This window comes from Rufibacter sp. JT3400010, from assembly GCF_054956755.1.
The window spans coordinates 58,028-76,080 of the sequence record NZ_JBUDXA010000027.1 but is presented as its reverse complement, the minus strand read 5'-3'; the positions used below and the strand labels follow the sequence as shown (position 1 = coordinate 76,080).

Genomic DNA, 18,053 nt, shown 5'->3' with positions numbered 1-18,053 from the left:
TTATCTTTCTTTTCGAATACCAGCGTGCCGTGGCGGTCGTACTGTTTCACCAGAACGGGCTCTATGGGTTTGTCGAAGGCCGACTCAGCGTATTCAAACTCAAACTGGCGGCGGCCCCGGAAATCGTAGAAATTGATCCAGGTACCTACTTTGCGGCCTTTGTCATAGGTTCCCTGCCATTCCAACTGGCCGTTTTCGTAGAACTTGTAGTATTCGCCCTGCACTTGTCCGTACTGGTAGGGAATCACTTCTTTGATCTTGGTCTTGGCGGCATCATAATAGGAAATCACCGCATCGCGCAAAAAGCCTTTCTCATAATGCTGCCGCTGGGTAAGGGTGCTGTCTGGCCTGAAGGTTTCCCACCGCAGGTGTTTGGTTCCTACATAGAAGTAGCCTTGCTCAATTACTACATCGCCCCGCATTTTAGTATATGGCCCGTGCAGAATAAGCATCTGGGTTTTGGAAGGGTCTAAAGTAGCGGCTCTGAATATCTTGCGCTTTTTTACGTCAAAATAATGCTTGTCCCGCACATAGGGGTTTGGCTCTTTGTACTCGCGCAGGTAGTAAAAGGTCTCTACTATCTGGTTATTACCTTTTCCCTGCCGGGCAAACCCTTTTTTAACCCGATAGCCGAAGTAAGTCTTTTTCTTTTTAGACTCCTTTTTCTGGTCTTTTTTGTTTTTCGCCTCTAAAGCACTGTCGGCTGCAGCGGTGGCCAAGGAAGGTTTTGCCAGGGAATCATTCAGGACGGCCGTATCTGCCGTAACAGACGCCAGTGTCACTTTGTCTTTCTGCCAGAAAAACAGCTTCTTCTTTTCCTTGCCAATGATTTGGGCTTGGCTTTCTTGCGGGAGTCCCCAGATAATGCCAAGGCTACACAGCAGCACCTTTGCCCAGATTCTCATCTTACCCATAGCAGACTTCTACTTTCTGAATTTTGATTATAACGCCTTCGGCTTCGCAATTGGTATACAGCCCTTCTCTGGCAGAAATTGCCTTTGAGAGCTGCTTTGTGAAGAAGAACAAATCACGGCAAATAAAATTCAGCAATGGCTGTTTTTAACCTGATTTTCTTGAATCAGACCAAAAATACAAACAACTGAGTAGTTGCGAAAGAGAACGTAAACGGAGTAGGAAGTAAAGGAAACCTATTCAGCGGAAGACGCACTGGCCAGAAGAACAGGTTCGGGCAGAGACCGCACTAAGCCGGTGACGCCTTTTTTCCACAGGTCTTTACGAGCTTGCTCAGCAGTGGCTTTAGAAACGAACCGGCCTGCTAAGACGCGGTGTACCAACTGACCGTTGATATTTTCTTCTACCAACGCAATAGGCATTTTCTGGTAAAACCTGCGCATTTGCTCTACCTGTGCTTCGGCGTTGTCCAAATTCTCGAAAGAACCGGCCTGTACCGCGAAGAACTGGGTTTGCGCTAACACAGGAGCAACCGGGCTAGGAATAGTGGTGGCCGAAACGTGCACAGGTTCAGCCAAGGGGCCCATCCCAGAAACGGTAAGAACAGGCTTCACTGGAATAATTGCTGCCAAGGCGGCTTTTTCTTCCTCTTCTTGCTTCTTCAGCTTAGCCCTGCTGGCCAGAAACGCGTCTGGCAGGTCAATCACCTCAACGGTTACTTTGGCTAGGCCGTGTTTGCGGTAGTTGATTCTACGGGCGGCCGCCTCTGAGAGGTCTATGATGCGGGCTCCGCTGAACGGGCCGCGGTCGTTAATTTTCACCACCACGCTTTCGCCGGTGGCCACATTGGTAACTCTAACTTTACTTCCTAAAGGAAGTTCATTATGCGCTGCCGTAAGTTTATGACGATTGTAAAGTTCTCCGCTACTGGTAGGCCGACCGTGGTATCTGGCTCCATACCAGGATGCCGTGCCTTTTTGTTTATCGCCTATTTCCTGCCCTTGGGCGGTTAGCGTAAAACTGAAGAAAAAGACTGAAAGAACGGTGAGCGTATAGCAAATTTTCTGTATCCCCATTTCAGGTTTTGTTGGTGGAACATCAATTTCAAGACCACAAAAGTAGGGGTAATTTTCTTACCACCAAGCAACCATGTCATAATGGGGCTATGATAGACCTATAAAAAATTAAAATAATTATGTACTTTTATTAAAATGTGCAAACTATATTTTAACTTATATAACTTATTTCATAAAATCTGGTATGCCAATTTTGCAATATTAGCGACATCAAATTTACAGCTTTAAGAGCCGTATGCCTGTTTTTTCAGACCTTAATAGGATTAAAGCAACACTCCCACACCCTCGTTTTAGCCTTAGAAAAATAAAAACTCAAAAATAAAAATAATTTTTTTCTTAAAAACTTAGCGTTCCCCTCAAAAAACAAGTAAAATGCTTACTGAATTAGCAGTTACATAGACAGAAACTAATATTCAGTTGTATGGATTTTGGTCGCCTTCCAGACATTAAGAACGTAGACTTCCGTTTGCCGCCAGACCATCCGACTACGCAGCAGGTACTAGTCAGGGCGGCCCGGCCTACGCGCCCTAATCTCTATCTCGGCTGCCCCACCTGGACAAATAAACCCTGGATTGGTTCCTATTATCCGGCGGGAGCGCAAGATGCCCAGTTGCTGTATTGGTACGCCCGGCAGTTCAACACGCTGGAGATGAACACCACCCATTACCGCATTCCAGACAGCAGTGCTATTGCCCGCTGGAAACAGGCGGTGCCGCCTGGCTTTGTGTTTTGCCCCAAGTTGCCGCAAATCATCAGCCATGATCAACTGCTACAGAACGTGGGCGAGCCCACCAAGCTGTTCTGCGATGCTATTTTGGGACTAGGTTCCAGCCTGGGAATGGCCTTTCTGCAACTGCCGCCGTTTTTCGGGCCAGATGAGTGGCCTGTGTTGGAACAGTTCCTGTTACACTTTCCGGCGGAGGTGCCGTTGGCGGTTGAGTTCAGGCACGAGAACTGGTTTAAAGAGTCTAAGGTGACGCAGAAGGCCTTTGACACAATGACCGAAAGACAAATCACTACTATTATTACCGATGTAGCCGGTCGCCGAGACGTGCTGCACATGCGCCTCACCACGGCTACCGCTATGATTCGGTTTAACGGGCATGGTCTGGTGCCATCAGATTACACCCGTTTACAGGCCTGGGCAGATAGGCTGCACCAATGGTTGGAACAGGGCTTGCAAACCGTCTACTTCTTCATGCACCAGAAAGATATTATGCACGCACCACCTGCATTGGTCTACCTGACCGAAGAACTGGAGAAACGTACCGGCCTTCATTTGCCAAAACCCCAAAGGGTGCAACAGTTCGTGCAGGGACAATTGTTTTAAGTTCGTTCTATTAATACGCTTACCAATCCTGTTTTGAACCCACTTTTCAGTAAACGGGCCTAAAATCTACTTTCAGAACAAAATGTGAAACGTAGTCAAGCCATCGGCACCGCTTTGTAAGGTAAACCGAAAACCGTGGTGCAGCAGGATTTCCCGTACCATAGTGAGCCCAATACCTTGACCGTTGGCTTTGGTGCTGAAGAATGGGGAGAACAGCTTTTCCTGCACCTCAGGGGTGATAGGTTTTCCATTGTCCTGAATCAGGAGTTGCAGGGGCGAAGCGATGGTTTTTATACATACCCAGCCTCCTTCCTCCGTCGCTTCCAAAGCGTTCTTCACTACGTTAATGAGCACCTGTTCCATCTGCTGTACATCCAGCTCCACAAACGGTATCTGATCAGCTAATTCCCACTTCCAGGTCACTTGCTTCCGCTCAAAACTGGGCAGCATTAACCGGTGAATGCTGTGCAGCAAATGGTGCAGGTCTGTGGGGTGCTTCACTGGCGGCGGAATTCGGACTACATTGGCGAAGTTGGCCATAAAGCCGGCCAGGTTCTGGTTGCGCGTAATGCAGACCTGCAGCGCCTCGTCAAAGTCTGGGCGGGTGTCTTCGTTGAGTTGGGGCGCGAAGTACGAGAAGGAGTGGAGAATGGAATTGACTGCGCCAATGGAGTTATTGATCTCATGCGACATCATCCTGATCAGTTTCTCGTAGGCGTTGCGCTCTTTCTCCAGCAGTTCCTGCGTGAGTTCCTCCACCAGAATAAAGTAACGGTGATAGCCTTTATCCAGGAACCTGATTTTTCGGCAGCGATACGTCTGAATGCCGTTGGGTCTGATCACGCGCTGCTCATCTTTAGGTAGTTTTCCCAGCGAGTTGCCCCAATGGCTAGGCAGTTCCTCCAGAGGCTTTCCCACCACGTCTCTCCCTGAGGTCTGAAGCAGTACGGCCGCAGCCGGGTTCAGGCCCGCCACCCGGTCATAGGTATCCAGGAGAATGATGGCCGAGGGCGAGGCCTCAATCAGGCGTTCCAGCAGGAAATGTTTTTCGGTTTGGGTCACGCGCTGTTGCCGCAATTCGTCCATCATCTGGTTGTACACCTGAATGAGCTGGTCTACCTCTTTCTGGCCTGTTTCCATGAACTTGATGGAAAAATCACGGTCTCTGATGGATTCCACGCCGGCGGCGATGAGGTTAAGCGGTCGCACAAACGCGGTGTAAAGCCTAGCAGTTAAGATCAGACTGACCAGAATCAGCACCTCCGCCACCACAAACATGATTTTATTGTACGCGAGCAGTTGCCAGGCCAGCACGAACATGGCGGCATACAGCAGCGCCGCCGTCAAAATAAACTTACTCCGCAGCGTCATACGGAATATTGAACTTCTCTAACCGGCGGTACAATGACCCGCGGCTTACGCCCAGCGCTTTGGCTACTTTGCTCACATTGTTGCTGTAATACGCCATGGACTTCTTAATCATGTTGGCCTCCAGTTCGTCCAGCGTCATAGCCCCCACCGAGGGCAGCAGTTTCTCGTCTAGTTTCCGGGAACCGCCCTGTAACTGGTTCTGGAAATCCTCTACTTCCAGCAGACTTTTGCCAGAGACCAGCACCGTACGCTCCACCAGGTTCTTCAACTCCCTGATGTTACCCGGCAAAGGCAGCTCGCGCAGCCATTTCAGGGCTTTGTTGCTCACCTGCAGTTCCTGTTTATGGTACGTTTTCTTGAGGTTGTTCACGAAATGCTGCACCAGCCGCGGAATGTCCTGACTCCGCTCACGCAGCGCCGGCAACTTCACCGTGATCAGGTTGATTCTATAATACAGATCTTCCCTGAATTTCCCTTCGGCTACCATTTCCTGCAGATTGCGGTTGGTAGCGCAGACCACCCGTATGTCCAGGTTTTTAGAACGGCTGTCGCCGAGGACCTCGTAGGTGCGGTCTTGCAGCACGCGCAGCAGCTTCACCTGGCTGCTCATATCTAGTTCGCCAATCTCGTCCAGGAAAATGGTGCCTTTGTTCGCCATTTCAAAGCGGCCCACGCGGTCAGTCTTGGCATCAGTGAATGCGCCGCGGCGATGCCCGAACATCTCGCTCTCAAACAAACTAGCCGAAATGCCGCCCAAATTCACTTTCACAAAAGGCGCTTTCTTCCGATGGCTATTCCGGTGAATAGCCTCAGCGATGAGCTCCTTGCCCGTGCCGCTATCGCCTTCAATCAGCACCGAAGCATCTGTAGCGCTGATTTGGCCTATGTTGCGTAACACTTGCAGCAGACCAGGGTCTTCGCCCACAATCATTGTGAAATCATACTGCTCGTCCAGCTGTTTGCGCGTCAATTTCCCGGAAGAAACCTCGGTCATAGGTTGGGCCAGTTCTAGCGTGGTTTTGATGGATTGCAGCAGAGCCTCGTTGTTCCAGGGTTTGGTGATGAAATCGGCGGCACCGCCTTTGAGGCCTTCTACGGCCAGATTGATGGAGCCCCAACCGGTAATCAAGATCACCGGCATGGCCGGGTACAGCTGCTTCAGTTGACCCAGTAACTGAAGGCCGTCTTCACCAGTGGTTTCCATCGAGAAGTTCATGTCCATGAGGGCCAATTGGGGCATTTGCTTGGCCGCTACTTGCAACGCCTCCTCGGGTCCGGCGGCCTGGGCCGTAGCGTAGCCAGCTTGTTTGAGCAACAAACTTAAAGAAGCCCGTACGGCTACGTCATCGTCAATAATCAGGATCATGGGTTCTTGAAGCAGTAAGTGAAGGTAGTGTTTTTGGGCCTTTTTTGAAAAAGAAGCAGAAAAATGGATTAGGTAGAGATACTCGTAGGAGCTGCGCACACTACGAGGTCTACCGTTGGAAAACCTGTGAGGTCTTGCAGACCTCACAGGTTTGTGTGTTTAGGGCCTGTTTTCAGAAAACAAGCATTATTCCTCATGTAAGGCCACAGCAGGGAAGATTTTGGAGGCTTGGTAGCTGGGATACACCGCGCAGATGGTGGCCAGCAGGAAGATCAGGAAGGCGGCGGCACCAATGCTTTCCCAGTAAATACTGGCGGAAAGCTGAAATACTTGTAACAACGGGAACTGCACTGCTAATACCAAACCCAGTAGCAACCCGAAGGTGGCCATCACCAGCACTTCGCCCACAAACTGGTTCCGGATTTGTTTGGCGCTAGCACCCAGCGCCCGGCGCAGGCCAATCTCTGAATAACGTCGGTTGATGTTGTACCACAGCACCCCAAACAAGCCCAGGGCCACGTTAAAAATCAGGAAACCGCACACTACGGCCATGGCCACCATGGGCACCGTGGTTACTTTGGCTTTGCTTTGACGCATTTTCTCCAGCGTGGTCACCTCAATGGTCCAGTCTTTGGCGATGCGTGACAGCTCGCGCACCATTTTCTCCTCAAAGGCCACGCCGGTGCCCGGTTTTACCTTGATGAGCAAACTGGAGTACAGCTGGTCGGGCTTGGCTTTCTCCAGGTTGATGCGCCGGAAAAGCGCGGGTTCCTCTACGGCAAACTCACTGTCTGCGCGGTAATGGGGCATCACGCCCACCACGGTATAACTGGTAGAATCATCCACCTTAACCTGTTTGCCCAGTGCTTCTTCCTCGCCAAACAGCCGGTCTTTCAACACCTGGTTGATGACCACGGAGGCATGGAGCGCAGCGGCATCCTGCGGCCCGAACCACCGTCCCTGGTCCACCGTCAACTGGAAGACGTCTTTGTAGGCATCCTGCACCTCGTAATTATTGGTTTCCACCGATTCTTTGTTTCCGTAAGAAACATCTATGGTCCAGCTACTAAACGCAAAGGGCACGTTGTTGTGGGCAAGAGAGGCAGCCTCCACCTCAGGGAAAGATTTGATGCGTTGTATCATCTGCTCCTGTATGGCCTTAGCTTGACCCAGGGAATCTGCGTTGGACCGGAAGGATAGCTGCCACACGTTCTGGTGGTTAATGCCCAGCGGTTTCTTATAGTTATGGTAGTTGTAGAGCACAAAGCTGATGACGGCAAACAGCACCATGAACGAGAAAAACATTTCAGTAATGAGCAGGAAGTTGCTTTTCTTCCGGTTCCAGATCAGTTTGAATAAATGGCGTATCATTTGGAGCCTCCTCTCAGTGCCTCAACGGCGTGTAAACGTGACATTTTAAAAGCGGGGTACACCCCAGAAATCAACCCGAACACCAGGCACAGGAGCAGCCCCCAGGCAAACACCCGCAGATTCAACCCCAGTTGCGCGTAGATGATAATGCCGCTGTCATTGATCAGCGCCAGCACCCCCGCTGAGAGCAGAAACCCCAGCAAGCCACCCAAGAGCGTCAGGAAAACATTCTCCACTACAAACTGCCCGATGATGGTATTGGACGAAGCCCCAAATGCCTTGCGCACGCCAATCTCAGAAGACCGTTCCATGATGCGGCTAATGTTGATGTTCACCAAGTTGATGGTAGGCAAAAGCATGAACAGAAAGGCCGCCAGCGCTAACATGGTGTACAGAAAACCTACTTTGTCTTCTTTGCCGCTGCCTAAGAAGTTACGGGCGAAACTTTCCAGGATGGTATCTGGGTAGGAGTGCACCTGCTTCTTTTCTTTGGGGTTAAGTTGGCTCACCTGCTGGATGATGCGGGCATATTCTTCCTTTATCTTAGGAATGTCTGCCGCTTGCCGGGCTTTGATGGTGGCAAAAAAGCCGCCTCGCAGGCCGGTGTCTTTAAATTCCTGGCTTTTGAGGGTGATGGGCACCCAGACATCGGCGTAGGAATTGATTCTCAGCACCGGCACGTCTTCCACCACGCCTATGACCCGGTATTTCACCTGATCCACCTCAATGGTCTGCCCCAGGGCCGGCCCCGTCCCGAAATAGTTCTTGCGCGTCGTCTGGTTGATCACGGCCACCCGGCTGGCGTTCTTCACTTCCTGCGCCCCAAAGGGATTTCCCTCCAGAAAGTGGAAGTCCAGAATCTCCCAGAACTGCTGGTCGGTGTGCTTGATATCCAGCGCCAGCTTTTTGTTATGGATGTAGCTGTTGACCGGGGTAAACACCGAGTTGATGGAGACCTTCTCGGGCGTTTGCATGCGCCGGACATACCGGTCCAGGAAGTAATAGCTGGGTGGTCCGCTGCTGCTGTAGCCTTCGCCCTGTTCCTCGCGCAGGTTGTTCACAAACAGCAACCGGTCAGTCTCCCGCTCCGGCATCTGCGGCCCGAACACGTGGTCAAAGAGCGAGGTCACCACCATGAGCACCATCAAGGTGAAACTGACCCCGAAGAGGCTGATGAAGGTGAAGAACTTGCGCCGTTGCAGCACCGCCCAAGCAATTTTTATGTAGTTCCGTAACATGGCTTTTAGATTTGCGCTTCCAGTACCAAAGAATCCGCCACCTGCTGCCCGTCAAAGAACCTAATGAGCCGGTTAGTTTTATGAGCCATGTGCTCATCATGCGTCACCATCACAATGGTAGTGCCTTCCTCGCGGTTCAGGCGCAGCAGAATGTCCATGATTTCCTCGCCCATGACGCTGTCCAGGTTCCCGGTAGGCTCATCTGCCAGAATAATCTCCGGCTCACCAGCCAAAGCTCTAGCAATAGCCACCCGCTGCCGCTGCCCACCCGATAATTGGCTGGGGAAATGCCGCGTGCGGGTACTCAACCCCACTTTCTCCAGCGCCGCCAAGGCCCGCTTGCGCCGCTCTCCGCCAGATATTTTCCGGTATAGCAAAGGCAGCTCCACATTGTCCACCACACTCAGGTCGTGAATCAAATGGTAGCTCTGAAACACGAACCCGATCTTCTCATTGCGCAGCTTGGCCAGCTTACTGTCTGAATGGGTTTTCACCGGCTGTCCATCAATGGCCACGTACCCAGCGGTAGGCTCGTCCAGCAGCCCCATGATGTTGAGCAGCGTAGATTTTCCGCAACCAGACGGCCCCATGATGGAGACGAATTCTCCGCGTTCCACCTGTAGGTTCACGCGGTTGAGGGCTACCGTTTCAATGGTCTTGGTGCGGTAGACTTTTTCAATGTCTTGTAACTGTATCATAGTATAATGTGCTGATGTTTTAATGTGCTAATGCGTTAATGTGCTGATGTGCTATTCTCTCCTTTAGAGCCTGCTTTCCGGAAAACAAGCTTTAATCCGTTTGAGCTTGGTACTTCTTCGTCCCCCTTTGAAGGGGGTAGGGGGATGATTCACTTTTGCTGATTACTACATTCCCGTGATTCTTGCTATGGCGCGGAAGTTACTTCCGTGCCTTTCTTTTGATATTTCAGTTAGTCACGGAAGTAACTTCCGCGCCACAGTGCTGATTAATCTTTCCCGAGGTTCATTATTCTGTTCATAATTTACTGACTGTTCAAGTTCTTCTTCCTCCTTTGTCATCCCCCTACCCCCTTCAAAGGGGGACGAAATGCGTGTTCTCTGATTTTAGACCCGCTTTCATAAAAACAACCCCAAACCACCACTTTTCATTTCTCCGCCAGCAGCGGAACGCCGCGTTCAAAGTCATATAAAGTAAGGGCTCGGAGGCGATAATAGGCAACCCAGAAATCCTGCAACGCTGCAATATAGGAGCGGCGGGCCTGGTCTTTTTCCTGGAGGGCGATGTTCAGGTCGGTGATGCTGATGCGGCCTACCAGGAAGGTGGCTTTGGTGATGTCATAGCGTTCCTGGGCAATGGAATCGGCGGAGGCGGTAATCTGGAGGCGTTTTTTGAGGAGGTCAATCTGGTTTACCTGCGTGAACACGCTCTGCTCAAAGGCGGTCTGCTCCTGCTCCACGGTGTACTGCGTCAATTGAAGCTGGGCTTGGGCCGTTTTCACGCTCGCTTTCTGCCGGCCCCAATCCATAATGGGCACGTTGAAGCCCAGCATGACTTGCTGCTGGTTTTCGGGTTGAGCGTAGCTTTCAGAGAAGTTGTTGGCGCTTTTAGTGAGCCCGAAGGTGGCGTACAAATCAGCGTTGAAGCCGCCTTTGCCACGGGCCTGGGCTACTTGCTGTTGGGCCTGCAGCACTTTGCGCTCGTATTGGAAACGTTCCTTTCGGTTCCGGCGGGCTTGCTCCAGGGCGGCTTGTTCGTTCACTTCCAGGGCCGGTACATGGTTGGGCGCCAGCACCGCTACTTTTTCGCCCTGCGGCAGACCCACGTAGGCGGCAAATTGCAGAACCACGGTTTTCAGCTCGGTGGAAGCTTGCGCCTGGGCCAGTTGCGCGTTCATCAGGCTGAGTTGCAGTTGCAGGAGTTCGTTCTTCGACAATCGGCCCAGCCGGAATTTCTCTTCAGCTACCCGAAACAGGGCTTGGTTGTTTTCCACGTTTTTAGAGGCAATTTCATAATTCACCTGTTGCAGCAGCACGTCAAAGAACCGTTGCGTGGCGGTGGTAGCCAGCGTTTCGCGGTCTTCCAGGTACTGCCGTTCCGATTCCTGGAAGCGCAGTGGCTCTACTTTCTTGTTCCAGGCTAGGGCATTGTAGCCGAAGATGGGTTGCTTGAACCCGATGACGGCCGGAAAGGAATTGTAGCGCCGTACTCCTTGGTTGAAATCATCGAACCGCTGACTTTGCGAGGAGATGAACACCTGCCCGCCCGTAAGCCCCACCGACTGGCTCAGCGATAAAGCCAAATCTGAATTACTGATGGACACGGCCCTGAAATCTGTAGTGCCGTCTGGCTGAATCACGGGCACAATGCTGCGGGAAAAATCTGGCAAAGTACCGCTGAGCGTGAGGTGCGGGCGATAATCTGCCTTGAAGGTACGGTACTCCCAGTAGCTGCTAGTCTTATTCGTGCTGGCTTGCTTAGCCGCCGTAGAGGAAGAAAGCGCCAGGTCAATGGTTTCCTGCAGTGTTAGTTGGCGGGCAATTTCAGGACTGGAAGAGTTGGTTTGGGCCTGCGCCAAGTGCGCGCCGAAGAAACTCACCCACACTATATATAATAGAGTCTTTTTCATGGCTTGGAGAGTTAGTCTTCAGTCAAATGAATTTCCTTCAGCTGCGCGTACTCCTTGGTGTTGGAGAGAATAATCTGTTCGCCGGCAGCTATGTCGCCCTGTAGTTCCACGTAATCTAGGTTGCTGGCACCGGTTCTTAGCATGCGGCGTACGGCCTTGTCGCCCTGCACCACAAACACGGCCTGCTCTGGGGCTCCGGTGAAGAAAGGTCCGTTTTTGACGCGCAGCACATTGGGTTTAAAATCAGTGAGCACGAACACCTCTACTCGTAAATTAGACCGCAAAGCCTGGTGATTTTTCTCCTGCAGGCGCACATAGAAGGTGATGATGCCGTTCTCCACTTTGGGCTGCACACTGGCTACTTCGCCGCGCAAGTCTATGTCGTTTACCCGCACCGTGACAGGCCCGCCTACTTTCACTTGCTCGGCGTAGGTATCAGCAATGGTGGCTTTGATTTTAAAGCTGCTCAAGTCAGCTACACGAGCCAGCGGGTCACCGGCGTTTACCGTGGCACCTACTTCCTCATTCACCCAGGTAACTACGCCTTTGCGCACGGCTTTCACATCGGCCTGGGCCAGTTGCCGCTGCAGTTGCCCTATGTCGCGGCGTTGCATTTCCAGCTCAAAGCCTACTTCTCTTCGGCCAATCTGGGCAGCGGCCTGTTCGTCTTTGATTTGGCGTTGCAGTTGGGCCAGTTCCAGGGTGGCTACTTTCAGGTCCAGTTCGGCTTTTTTCACGTTTTCCTGGGTGCCGCCGCCAATGGAGAGCAGGTATTGTTCATCGGCGAGAGCGGCTTGCAAGCTTTTCACGCGCACTTCCTGCACGGCGTAGCGGGAGCGGAGCTGGTTCACGTTTTTCTGGAGGTCATTTTCCAGCTTGGCGGTTTTGTTTTGCTTTAGTTGCTGCTCATCGCGGAGTTTTTCAAAAGCGGTCTGGGAGGTTTGCTTGTCCAGTAGCAGCAGCGGCTCACCAGCGGCTACGTGGTCGCCGGGAGTGTGCAGCACACGCTCAATCTGGGCCTGGATGGGGCTGGCGATCACCTCCTCGTTTTCCGGCACTACTGTTCCCGTAGCCGTCAGCGAAGCTTCTACCGCTCCCACCTCCACTGTCGCGAACCGAAGCTCGGACCTGGACACCCGGGTTTCCAGCACCGACCGGAACGCCAGCACACTCAGCAGCACCGCCATTGCTGCCACGCCAACCTTCATCCAATGGTGGCGTTTGGCTTTCTGTACTACGGCTTGGGATAATTCTCTGTCCATTTTCTTACACGTTTGACAGCAGATGTTATCCAAGCGACGTGCCAATAGGTAAATAAATGATTTGCAGCAACTTGCGTCTATAAGCTATAAACAAAACTGTCCAGTTGTGGACACCCATTCCAGTTGTGGTCAGATTTCTTCTGCTTGCTTTTAGGAAGTTTTGGAAAGATGTTTTTCAGTCTGATTTCAAAGAAACTGCCTTGAAAGGAACATGGTACTGCTATCTTTGCCTCGGACCTTGGCAGCTATATTTTTGCGGAGGCACGGCACAATGGCGCGAAACAAGGCACAGTATGAAGGATATTTCGGGATTGGAATTATGGAACCGAAGACCGAAGAAAACGTGGGCACGCTCTGGCGGTCGGCTTCTATCCTGGGCGCCAGTTTCCTGTTCACCATAGGCCGACGGTATAAGAAGCAGGCTTCAGACACAGGCCGAAGCTGGAAGGAAATTCCGCTGTTCCATTACTCAGATTTCGAGGATTTCTATCAGCACCTGCCCTACAGTTGCCAGTTGGTGGGAGTGGAACTAGACGAAAAAGCTGTACCCGTAGAGCAATTTCAGCACCCCGAGCGCTGCATTTACCTGTTGGGTTCTGAGGACCACGGCCTTTCCAATACCGTGCGGGCGCGGTGTCACCACCTGGTGCAGTTGCCCGGCGTCAGCTCCATGAACGTGGCCTCAGCGGGTTCTATCATGTTGTATGACCGGCACCTCAAAACCCAACTGCCGCAGGGGAATTCTACGCCCGCTTAGCGGAGGTTTTAAGCAAGCTAGGAATTTCAACCGGCAGTCTCTATCTTGGTTGGGGCAGACCGGCTCTGTTCTTATGTCTTACGCTTTGAATCTTCTTTTCTAGTTTGCTCCAGTTCCTGAACCCGGCGTGGTTGTGGGCCGCCGCTAGTGTGGCAGTGCCCATTGCCATTCACTTGTGGAATAAAAAGCCGCCCCGTACGGTGCTGGTAGGCAGCATCAAATGGCTTCAGCCTTCTGAGAGCCGGAAATTGAGCAGTCTGCGCCTCACGGAGCCTTGGCTTCTGCTCCTGCGGTGCCTGCTTTTGGTGCTACTTGCTTTGGTGTTAGCCGGTCCCTTTTGGAAGCGTGAGGTTCCTGCCATTCCCGAAAAACACGCCTATCTGCACCCCGCGTTGTTGCACTCTCGCTACCTTCCGCAGATAGCTACCACCGTAGATTCTTTAGCCCTGAAAGGCTGGCAAATCCACCGTTTACAGCCCGGTTTTCCTAAAATGCCCCTAAACGAAGGGACCTCTCTCCAAACCTTCCAAACCGATAGCCTCCCTGCGGACACTACCAACGCCTGGGCCATGCTGCGCGTCCTCAACCGAAGTCTGCCCGCCAACGCCCAAGCCTGGGTTTTCACCACCGATTTGCTTCGACATCACCGCGGCGAGTTCCCCACCATGCGCACTGGCATCACCTGGGTTCCGGTAAGCGTTCCGCAAACTACCACTTGGCTGCAGGAGGCGTATTATACCACCTCGGGGCAATTGCTGCTGCGCCTGGGGCGAAGCGATGCGGAAGGCGTCACCTTTCTGGAGCGAAGAGTCGCCAAACCCGTCGCCGGACAGACCATCTCCGTGCCTGATGCACCCGCCATCCGGTTCACGTCGCATGCCACTATAGATTCCCTCACCTTACTCGACGGTGCGCGTAATTCTCTTCCGCTGGCTAAACAGCAGTTGCAAGTCTTCGTGCGTTTCTCCAAGTCTCGGCAAGCCGATGTGCGGTACCTACGGGCGGCCCTGCAAACGGCCCTGGACTACAAAGGCGCTGCCTACGATCTGAGTCTTTCTTCTGAACCCCAGCCGCTCCCATCTGCCGCTCCGGACTGGGTTTTCTGGTTAACCGATGAACCTTCGGCTCCCTTTCTGACTCGTTTTTCGGGAAACAGACTGAAAATGCTGCAAGACGCCCTAAGCAGTGACCGCATTCAGAAAACCGAAAGCTGGCTCCAAATCTCCGGCATCTCGCAACCCATTCCTTTGCACCAACGCACTTCCGCGCCGCAGAAAGCAAGCGCAGCCGTTCTGTGGAAAGACGGCTTCGGGAACCCCGTGCTCACGCAACAACAGGACTCACTGCAAACCCATTACCGCTTCTACAGCCGCTTTCACCCCACCTGGAACGAACTGCCCAACAATGGACACTTCCCGGAACTGCTCCTCCGTCTGCTTTTCCCGGAAGAAAACTCCTGGCGCACCCGTTATGATACCCGTACTCTACTGACAGAAATGGAACGCCCCAAAGCGTTTACCGGCAATATTTCAGAAACAGCCCCTAAAACGGAAGAGATGCTGGATTTGAAACCGTGGTTGGTGGGATTAATGGCCTTATTGCTGGTTTTAGAACGGCTGCTGGCGGGAAGAAGAACTTTTAAACAAAGCTAACGATGAAAGATATCGTCCATTATCTAGTCGCAACATTCATTGGCGTACTTCTGGCTTCCTGCTCCAGCCAAACCAAGAGGGAAAAAGCTACTGAAGGTTTTGCACCTATAGCTGGGATTGATACTACACAGACATTGGCCTCACCTGATGAAACCAATTCATCCAATACTTTTTCTTGGGCAACAGAAGTATGTAGGAATAAAGGCATTTTCAACCCAAATGCTTATTCCGCGCAACAGTTAAAGGACACTTATTACCTATGGTTTAAGTTTAATAGCGTTTTGGAGTTAGAAGACGTTACCTTAGATTACCCAGATGAGTTGACTATTGAAAATATCAATAGAAAAAGCGCTAAGTTGGACTCTGATTACAGAAAAGCTACCAGTAGATTAAAGAGTCTCCAATTAATACCTTCCAGTTTTTGGAGGACCATCAAAGAACTAAAGACAAAGGAACTGGAAGAATTATATACCTTAAGTAAACTGACTATTGAAGCATATAAAACCCCTGGCATTCTCCTGAACAAGCCTTACTCTGGAGAATGCAAAGAATATGTTAATGCCTTAGCTTCAGAAGACACGGTTACTTTGTTTACTGCCTGGGAGAAACTTGTAGAGAAAGAGAAGAAGAGAAATCTGGCACCAGAAAGATTAGAAACAAAGTTCCAAGAGCAAAGAAATTCACCTAGAAGACTTGATTACGCCAAAGTTGAACTTATGACATTTGGTTGGTGGAGTTGCGCTAACCATCAAAGGAAATACAATGGCGCTTATCAAGAGATGCCTATGGAAGAAGAATTCAACAAGTTATTCATCAAAATCACAGCTTCTGAATGTGATGATGTTGATTAATAGAACTACTTCTGAAAATACGGAAAACCTTCATACCCTCCAATGCCTCACCTCACCTCCCATATCATCCCCGCTACTTCCAGCCTGGCACAGGTACGGGCGCACTACCTCCGCCGGAAGGCGGGGTTGCTGGCGCTGCAGGAATTGGGTGTGGTAGCAGCCTTGCTGATGTGGATGTACCGGGACTGGGGCGGCGTGGGCGGCGGAACGGCGGGTGTTCTTTTAATCCTGCTCACGTTGGGGTTACAGGCCATGCGGTGGCGCGAACTGCAGAAGAGAACAGACCTGCCCAAAATAGCGCGGCACCTGAACCGGAAGTACCCGCAACTGGAAGAAAGTACGGAATTACTGCTTCAGCCCGAAGAACAACTGGGTTTATTACCGCAATTACAACAGCAACGCATAGCTGGCATATTAGAACAGATTCCGCCCCAGGAAGCCGCGTCCATTAGCTTCAAGAGCGGCTGGATCATGTTGATTGCCGGAATTGTGGTAGCGGCCGGGCTCTGGTTTCTGCCCGATTTTATCCAAACACCGGAGAAAACGGTTGATTCTGCTTCTGGCACCTCAGCCGATGTGACTACACCCGTGGCGCAACCCAAGGCCATTTTACCGACCATTGAGCGAATGAATGTCCGCATTGCGCCGCCGGGCTATACGCGCAAGGCTCCTTATGCGGTGACTACGCCTTCGTTTAAAGTAGAGTTGGGCGCGCAGGTCACCTGGACGGTGCAGACAAACCAAACTGTGGCTTCTTTGCAGCTTCTGGTGAGTAACCAAAAACCTATTCAACTGCGGCGGGTATCGGGCCAGGAGAATTCGTACACGGCTTCTCTTACCGTAACGCAATCTACCTTGTACCACCTGCGGCTGAACGGGCAGGCTTCAGACTTCTATTCCATGGAGGTCATTCCAGATGAAGCACCGGCCATTACGGTGCAGAAACCGAAACAGTACACTGAGATTCTGTTCGGGGAACCGCAGCGCGTGACGGTGCAGGCGACCCTCCGGGATGATTACGGACTTCAATCGGCGGAACTGGTGGCCACGGTGGCCAAAGGCGAGGGCGAGGCGGTGAAGTTCCGGGAGCAGCGCATTCCGCTGAATCTTTCCTTTAGTGGGCAACCCCGGCAAGCACAACTCAATCAAACCCTCAACCTACAGCAATTAGGCATGACCTACGGCGATGAGCTGTATTTCTACCTCCAGGCCCAGGACAACCAACGGGGCTACACCCGCACCGAGGCGTTTTTGGTAGAGATTGAGGACACCACCATTGTGGAGACCATGGATGATCTTTCGCTGGGCGTGAACCCTAACCCAGAGTATTTCCGGAGCCAACGCCAGATTATCATTGACACCGAGAAACTGATTCAGGAGCAGAAAGGCCTCACCCCAGCCGTGTTCCAGGAGCGGTCTAACAACATCGGGGTAGACCAGAAACTGCTGCGCCTGCGCTACGGTAAGTTTCTGGGCGAAGAGTTTGAATCGAACATCGGCGCCGCCGCCCTCCCGCCAGACTTAGCCGAAGGCCACACCGCCGATGACGGCCACGACCACGCCCCTAAACAGGGAAGCAGCGAACACGAAACCAAGATGGGCGAACTGCTGGACCCCTACCTGCACAAACACGACCAGGAAGAGGCCGCCACGTTTTTTGAACCCGCCATCAAAGCCCAACTCAAAGGCGCGCTGGCCCAGATGTGGGAAGCCGAACTGAGACTGCGCACTGCTCGCCCCAAAGAAGCGTTGCCATTTGAGTACAAAGCCCTGCGCATGCTCAAAGACGTGCAGCAGAAATCTAGGGTGTACGTGAAGAAAAGCGGGTTTGAGCCGCCGCCCCTCAAAGAACCCGAAAAACGCCTCACCGGCGATTTAAGCAAAGTGCAGGCTTTCCAGACCCAACGCAAGGAACAACCGTTAGAAAAAGCCACGCCCGCCCGTCAAGCCCTACAGCGCGTGGCACAACTCCGGCAAGGCACCAAACCCACCGCTTCAGATGCGGCGTTGCTGGAACAAGCCGGGCAAGAGCTGGGGAAAGCCGCCGTGCGGGAACCAGGTGCTTACCTGCGGGCCCTGCAAGACGTGCGGCAACTCACACAGGACATCAGGGCAGAACGGGCCCTCTGCCCCGACTGCCTTACGCGGGTAGAAGCTGCGTTGCATCGTTTTTTGCCGGTTTCGGGCAAACAGGTGCAAAAACCGGTTTCCTCTGGGGCACTTAAAAAACTGGCGCAGGACTACTTTAATCGGCTCAACTAA

At 52.2% G+C, this 18,053-nt stretch carries 14 protein-coding genes; 5 read left to right on the top strand and 9 right to left on the bottom strand.

What is annotated here, in order from left to right:
• On the bottom strand, window positions 1-905 hold a 905-nt coding region (locus ACY0JR_RS19095; RefSeq protein WP_462635764.1), incomplete at its 3' end, for a toxin-antitoxin system YwqK family antitoxin.
• A 243-nt stretch (window positions 906-1,148) separates the two neighbouring features.
• Window positions 1,149-1,988: a septal ring lytic transglycosylase RlpA family protein gene (locus ACY0JR_RS19090; protein ID WP_462635763.1), complete on the bottom strand. Its 840-nt coding sequence runs from the start codon at window positions 1,986-1,988 to the stop codon at window positions 1,149-1,151.
• A gap of 421 nt (window positions 1,989-2,409) precedes the next feature.
• Here ACY0JR_RS19090 and ACY0JR_RS19085 point away from each other — a divergent pair, with 421 nt between their 5' ends.
• Window positions 2,410-3,318, top strand: coding sequence for a DUF72 domain-containing protein (locus ACY0JR_RS19085; protein WP_462635762.1), 909 nt, complete (start codon window positions 2,410-2,412; stop codon window positions 3,316-3,318).
• Window positions 3,319-3,390: 72 nt separating this feature from the next.
• Here ACY0JR_RS19085 and ACY0JR_RS19080 read toward each other — a convergent pair whose 3' ends face one another.
• The 7 genes from ACY0JR_RS19080 to ACY0JR_RS19050 form a co-directional block, all read right to left on the bottom strand.
• Complete coding sequence (locus ACY0JR_RS19080) at window positions 3,391-4,689, bottom strand: sensor histidine kinase (RefSeq protein ID WP_462635761.1); 1,299 nt, start codon at window positions 4,687-4,689, stop codon at window positions 3,391-3,393.
• Window positions 4,673-6,055, bottom strand: a complete 1,383-nt coding sequence (locus tag ACY0JR_RS19075; protein WP_462635760.1) for a sigma-54-dependent transcriptional regulator — start codon at window positions 6,053-6,055, stop codon at window positions 4,673-4,675. Before ACY0JR_RS19075 ends, ACY0JR_RS19080 begins: the two co-directional genes overlap by 17 nt.
• Window positions 6,056-6,241: 186 nt before the next feature.
• A complete protein-coding gene (locus ACY0JR_RS19070) occupies window positions 6,242-7,426 on the bottom strand; it encodes an ABC transporter permease (protein ID WP_462635759.1) in 1,185 nt (394 codons plus the stop codon).
• On the bottom strand, window positions 7,423-8,664 hold the full coding sequence (locus ACY0JR_RS19065; protein ID WP_462635758.1) for an ABC transporter permease: 1,242 nt from the start codon (window positions 8,662-8,664) through the stop codon (window positions 7,423-7,425). The genes ACY0JR_RS19070 and ACY0JR_RS19065 overlap by 4 nt, the downstream gene beginning before the upstream one ends.
• Window positions 8,665-8,669: 5 nt before the next feature.
• A complete protein-coding gene (locus ACY0JR_RS19060; protein ID WP_462635757.1) occupies window positions 8,670-9,362 on the bottom strand; it encodes an ABC transporter ATP-binding protein in 693 nt (230 codons plus the stop codon).
• Window positions 9,363-9,787: 425 nt separating this feature from the next.
• Complete coding sequence (locus ACY0JR_RS19055; protein WP_462635756.1) at window positions 9,788-11,269, bottom strand: TolC family protein; 1,482 nt, start codon at window positions 11,267-11,269, stop codon at window positions 9,788-9,790.
• 11 nt (window positions 11,270-11,280) lie between these two features.
• A complete protein-coding gene (locus ACY0JR_RS19050; protein WP_462635755.1) occupies window positions 11,281-12,531 on the bottom strand; it encodes an efflux RND transporter periplasmic adaptor subunit in 1,251 nt (416 codons plus the stop codon).
• A gap of 271 nt (window positions 12,532-12,802) precedes the next feature.
• On the opposite strand from ACY0JR_RS19050, the gene ACY0JR_RS19045 reads away from it, so the two are divergent.
• From ACY0JR_RS19045 to ACY0JR_RS19030, 4 genes are all read left to right on the top strand, one after another.
• Window positions 12,803-13,288, top strand: a complete 486-nt coding sequence (locus ACY0JR_RS19045) for an RNA methyltransferase (protein WP_462635754.1) — start codon at window positions 12,803-12,805, stop codon at window positions 13,286-13,288.
• Window positions 13,289-13,392: 104 nt separating this feature from the next.
• Complete coding sequence (locus ACY0JR_RS19040) at window positions 13,393-14,940, top strand: BatA domain-containing protein (RefSeq protein ID WP_462635753.1); 1,548 nt, start codon at window positions 13,393-13,395, stop codon at window positions 14,938-14,940.
• 2 nt (window positions 14,941-14,942) lie between these two features.
• On the top strand, window positions 14,943-15,791 hold the full coding sequence (locus ACY0JR_RS19035; RefSeq protein ID WP_462635752.1) for a hypothetical protein: 849 nt from the start codon (window positions 14,943-14,945) through the stop codon (window positions 15,789-15,791).
• Between the two features lie 42 nt (window positions 15,792-15,833).
• The gene (locus tag ACY0JR_RS19030; protein WP_462635751.1) at window positions 15,834-18,053 is read left to right on the top strand and encodes a DUF4175 family protein; all 2,220 of its coding nucleotides are present in this window, start codon (window positions 15,834-15,836) and stop codon (window positions 18,051-18,053) included.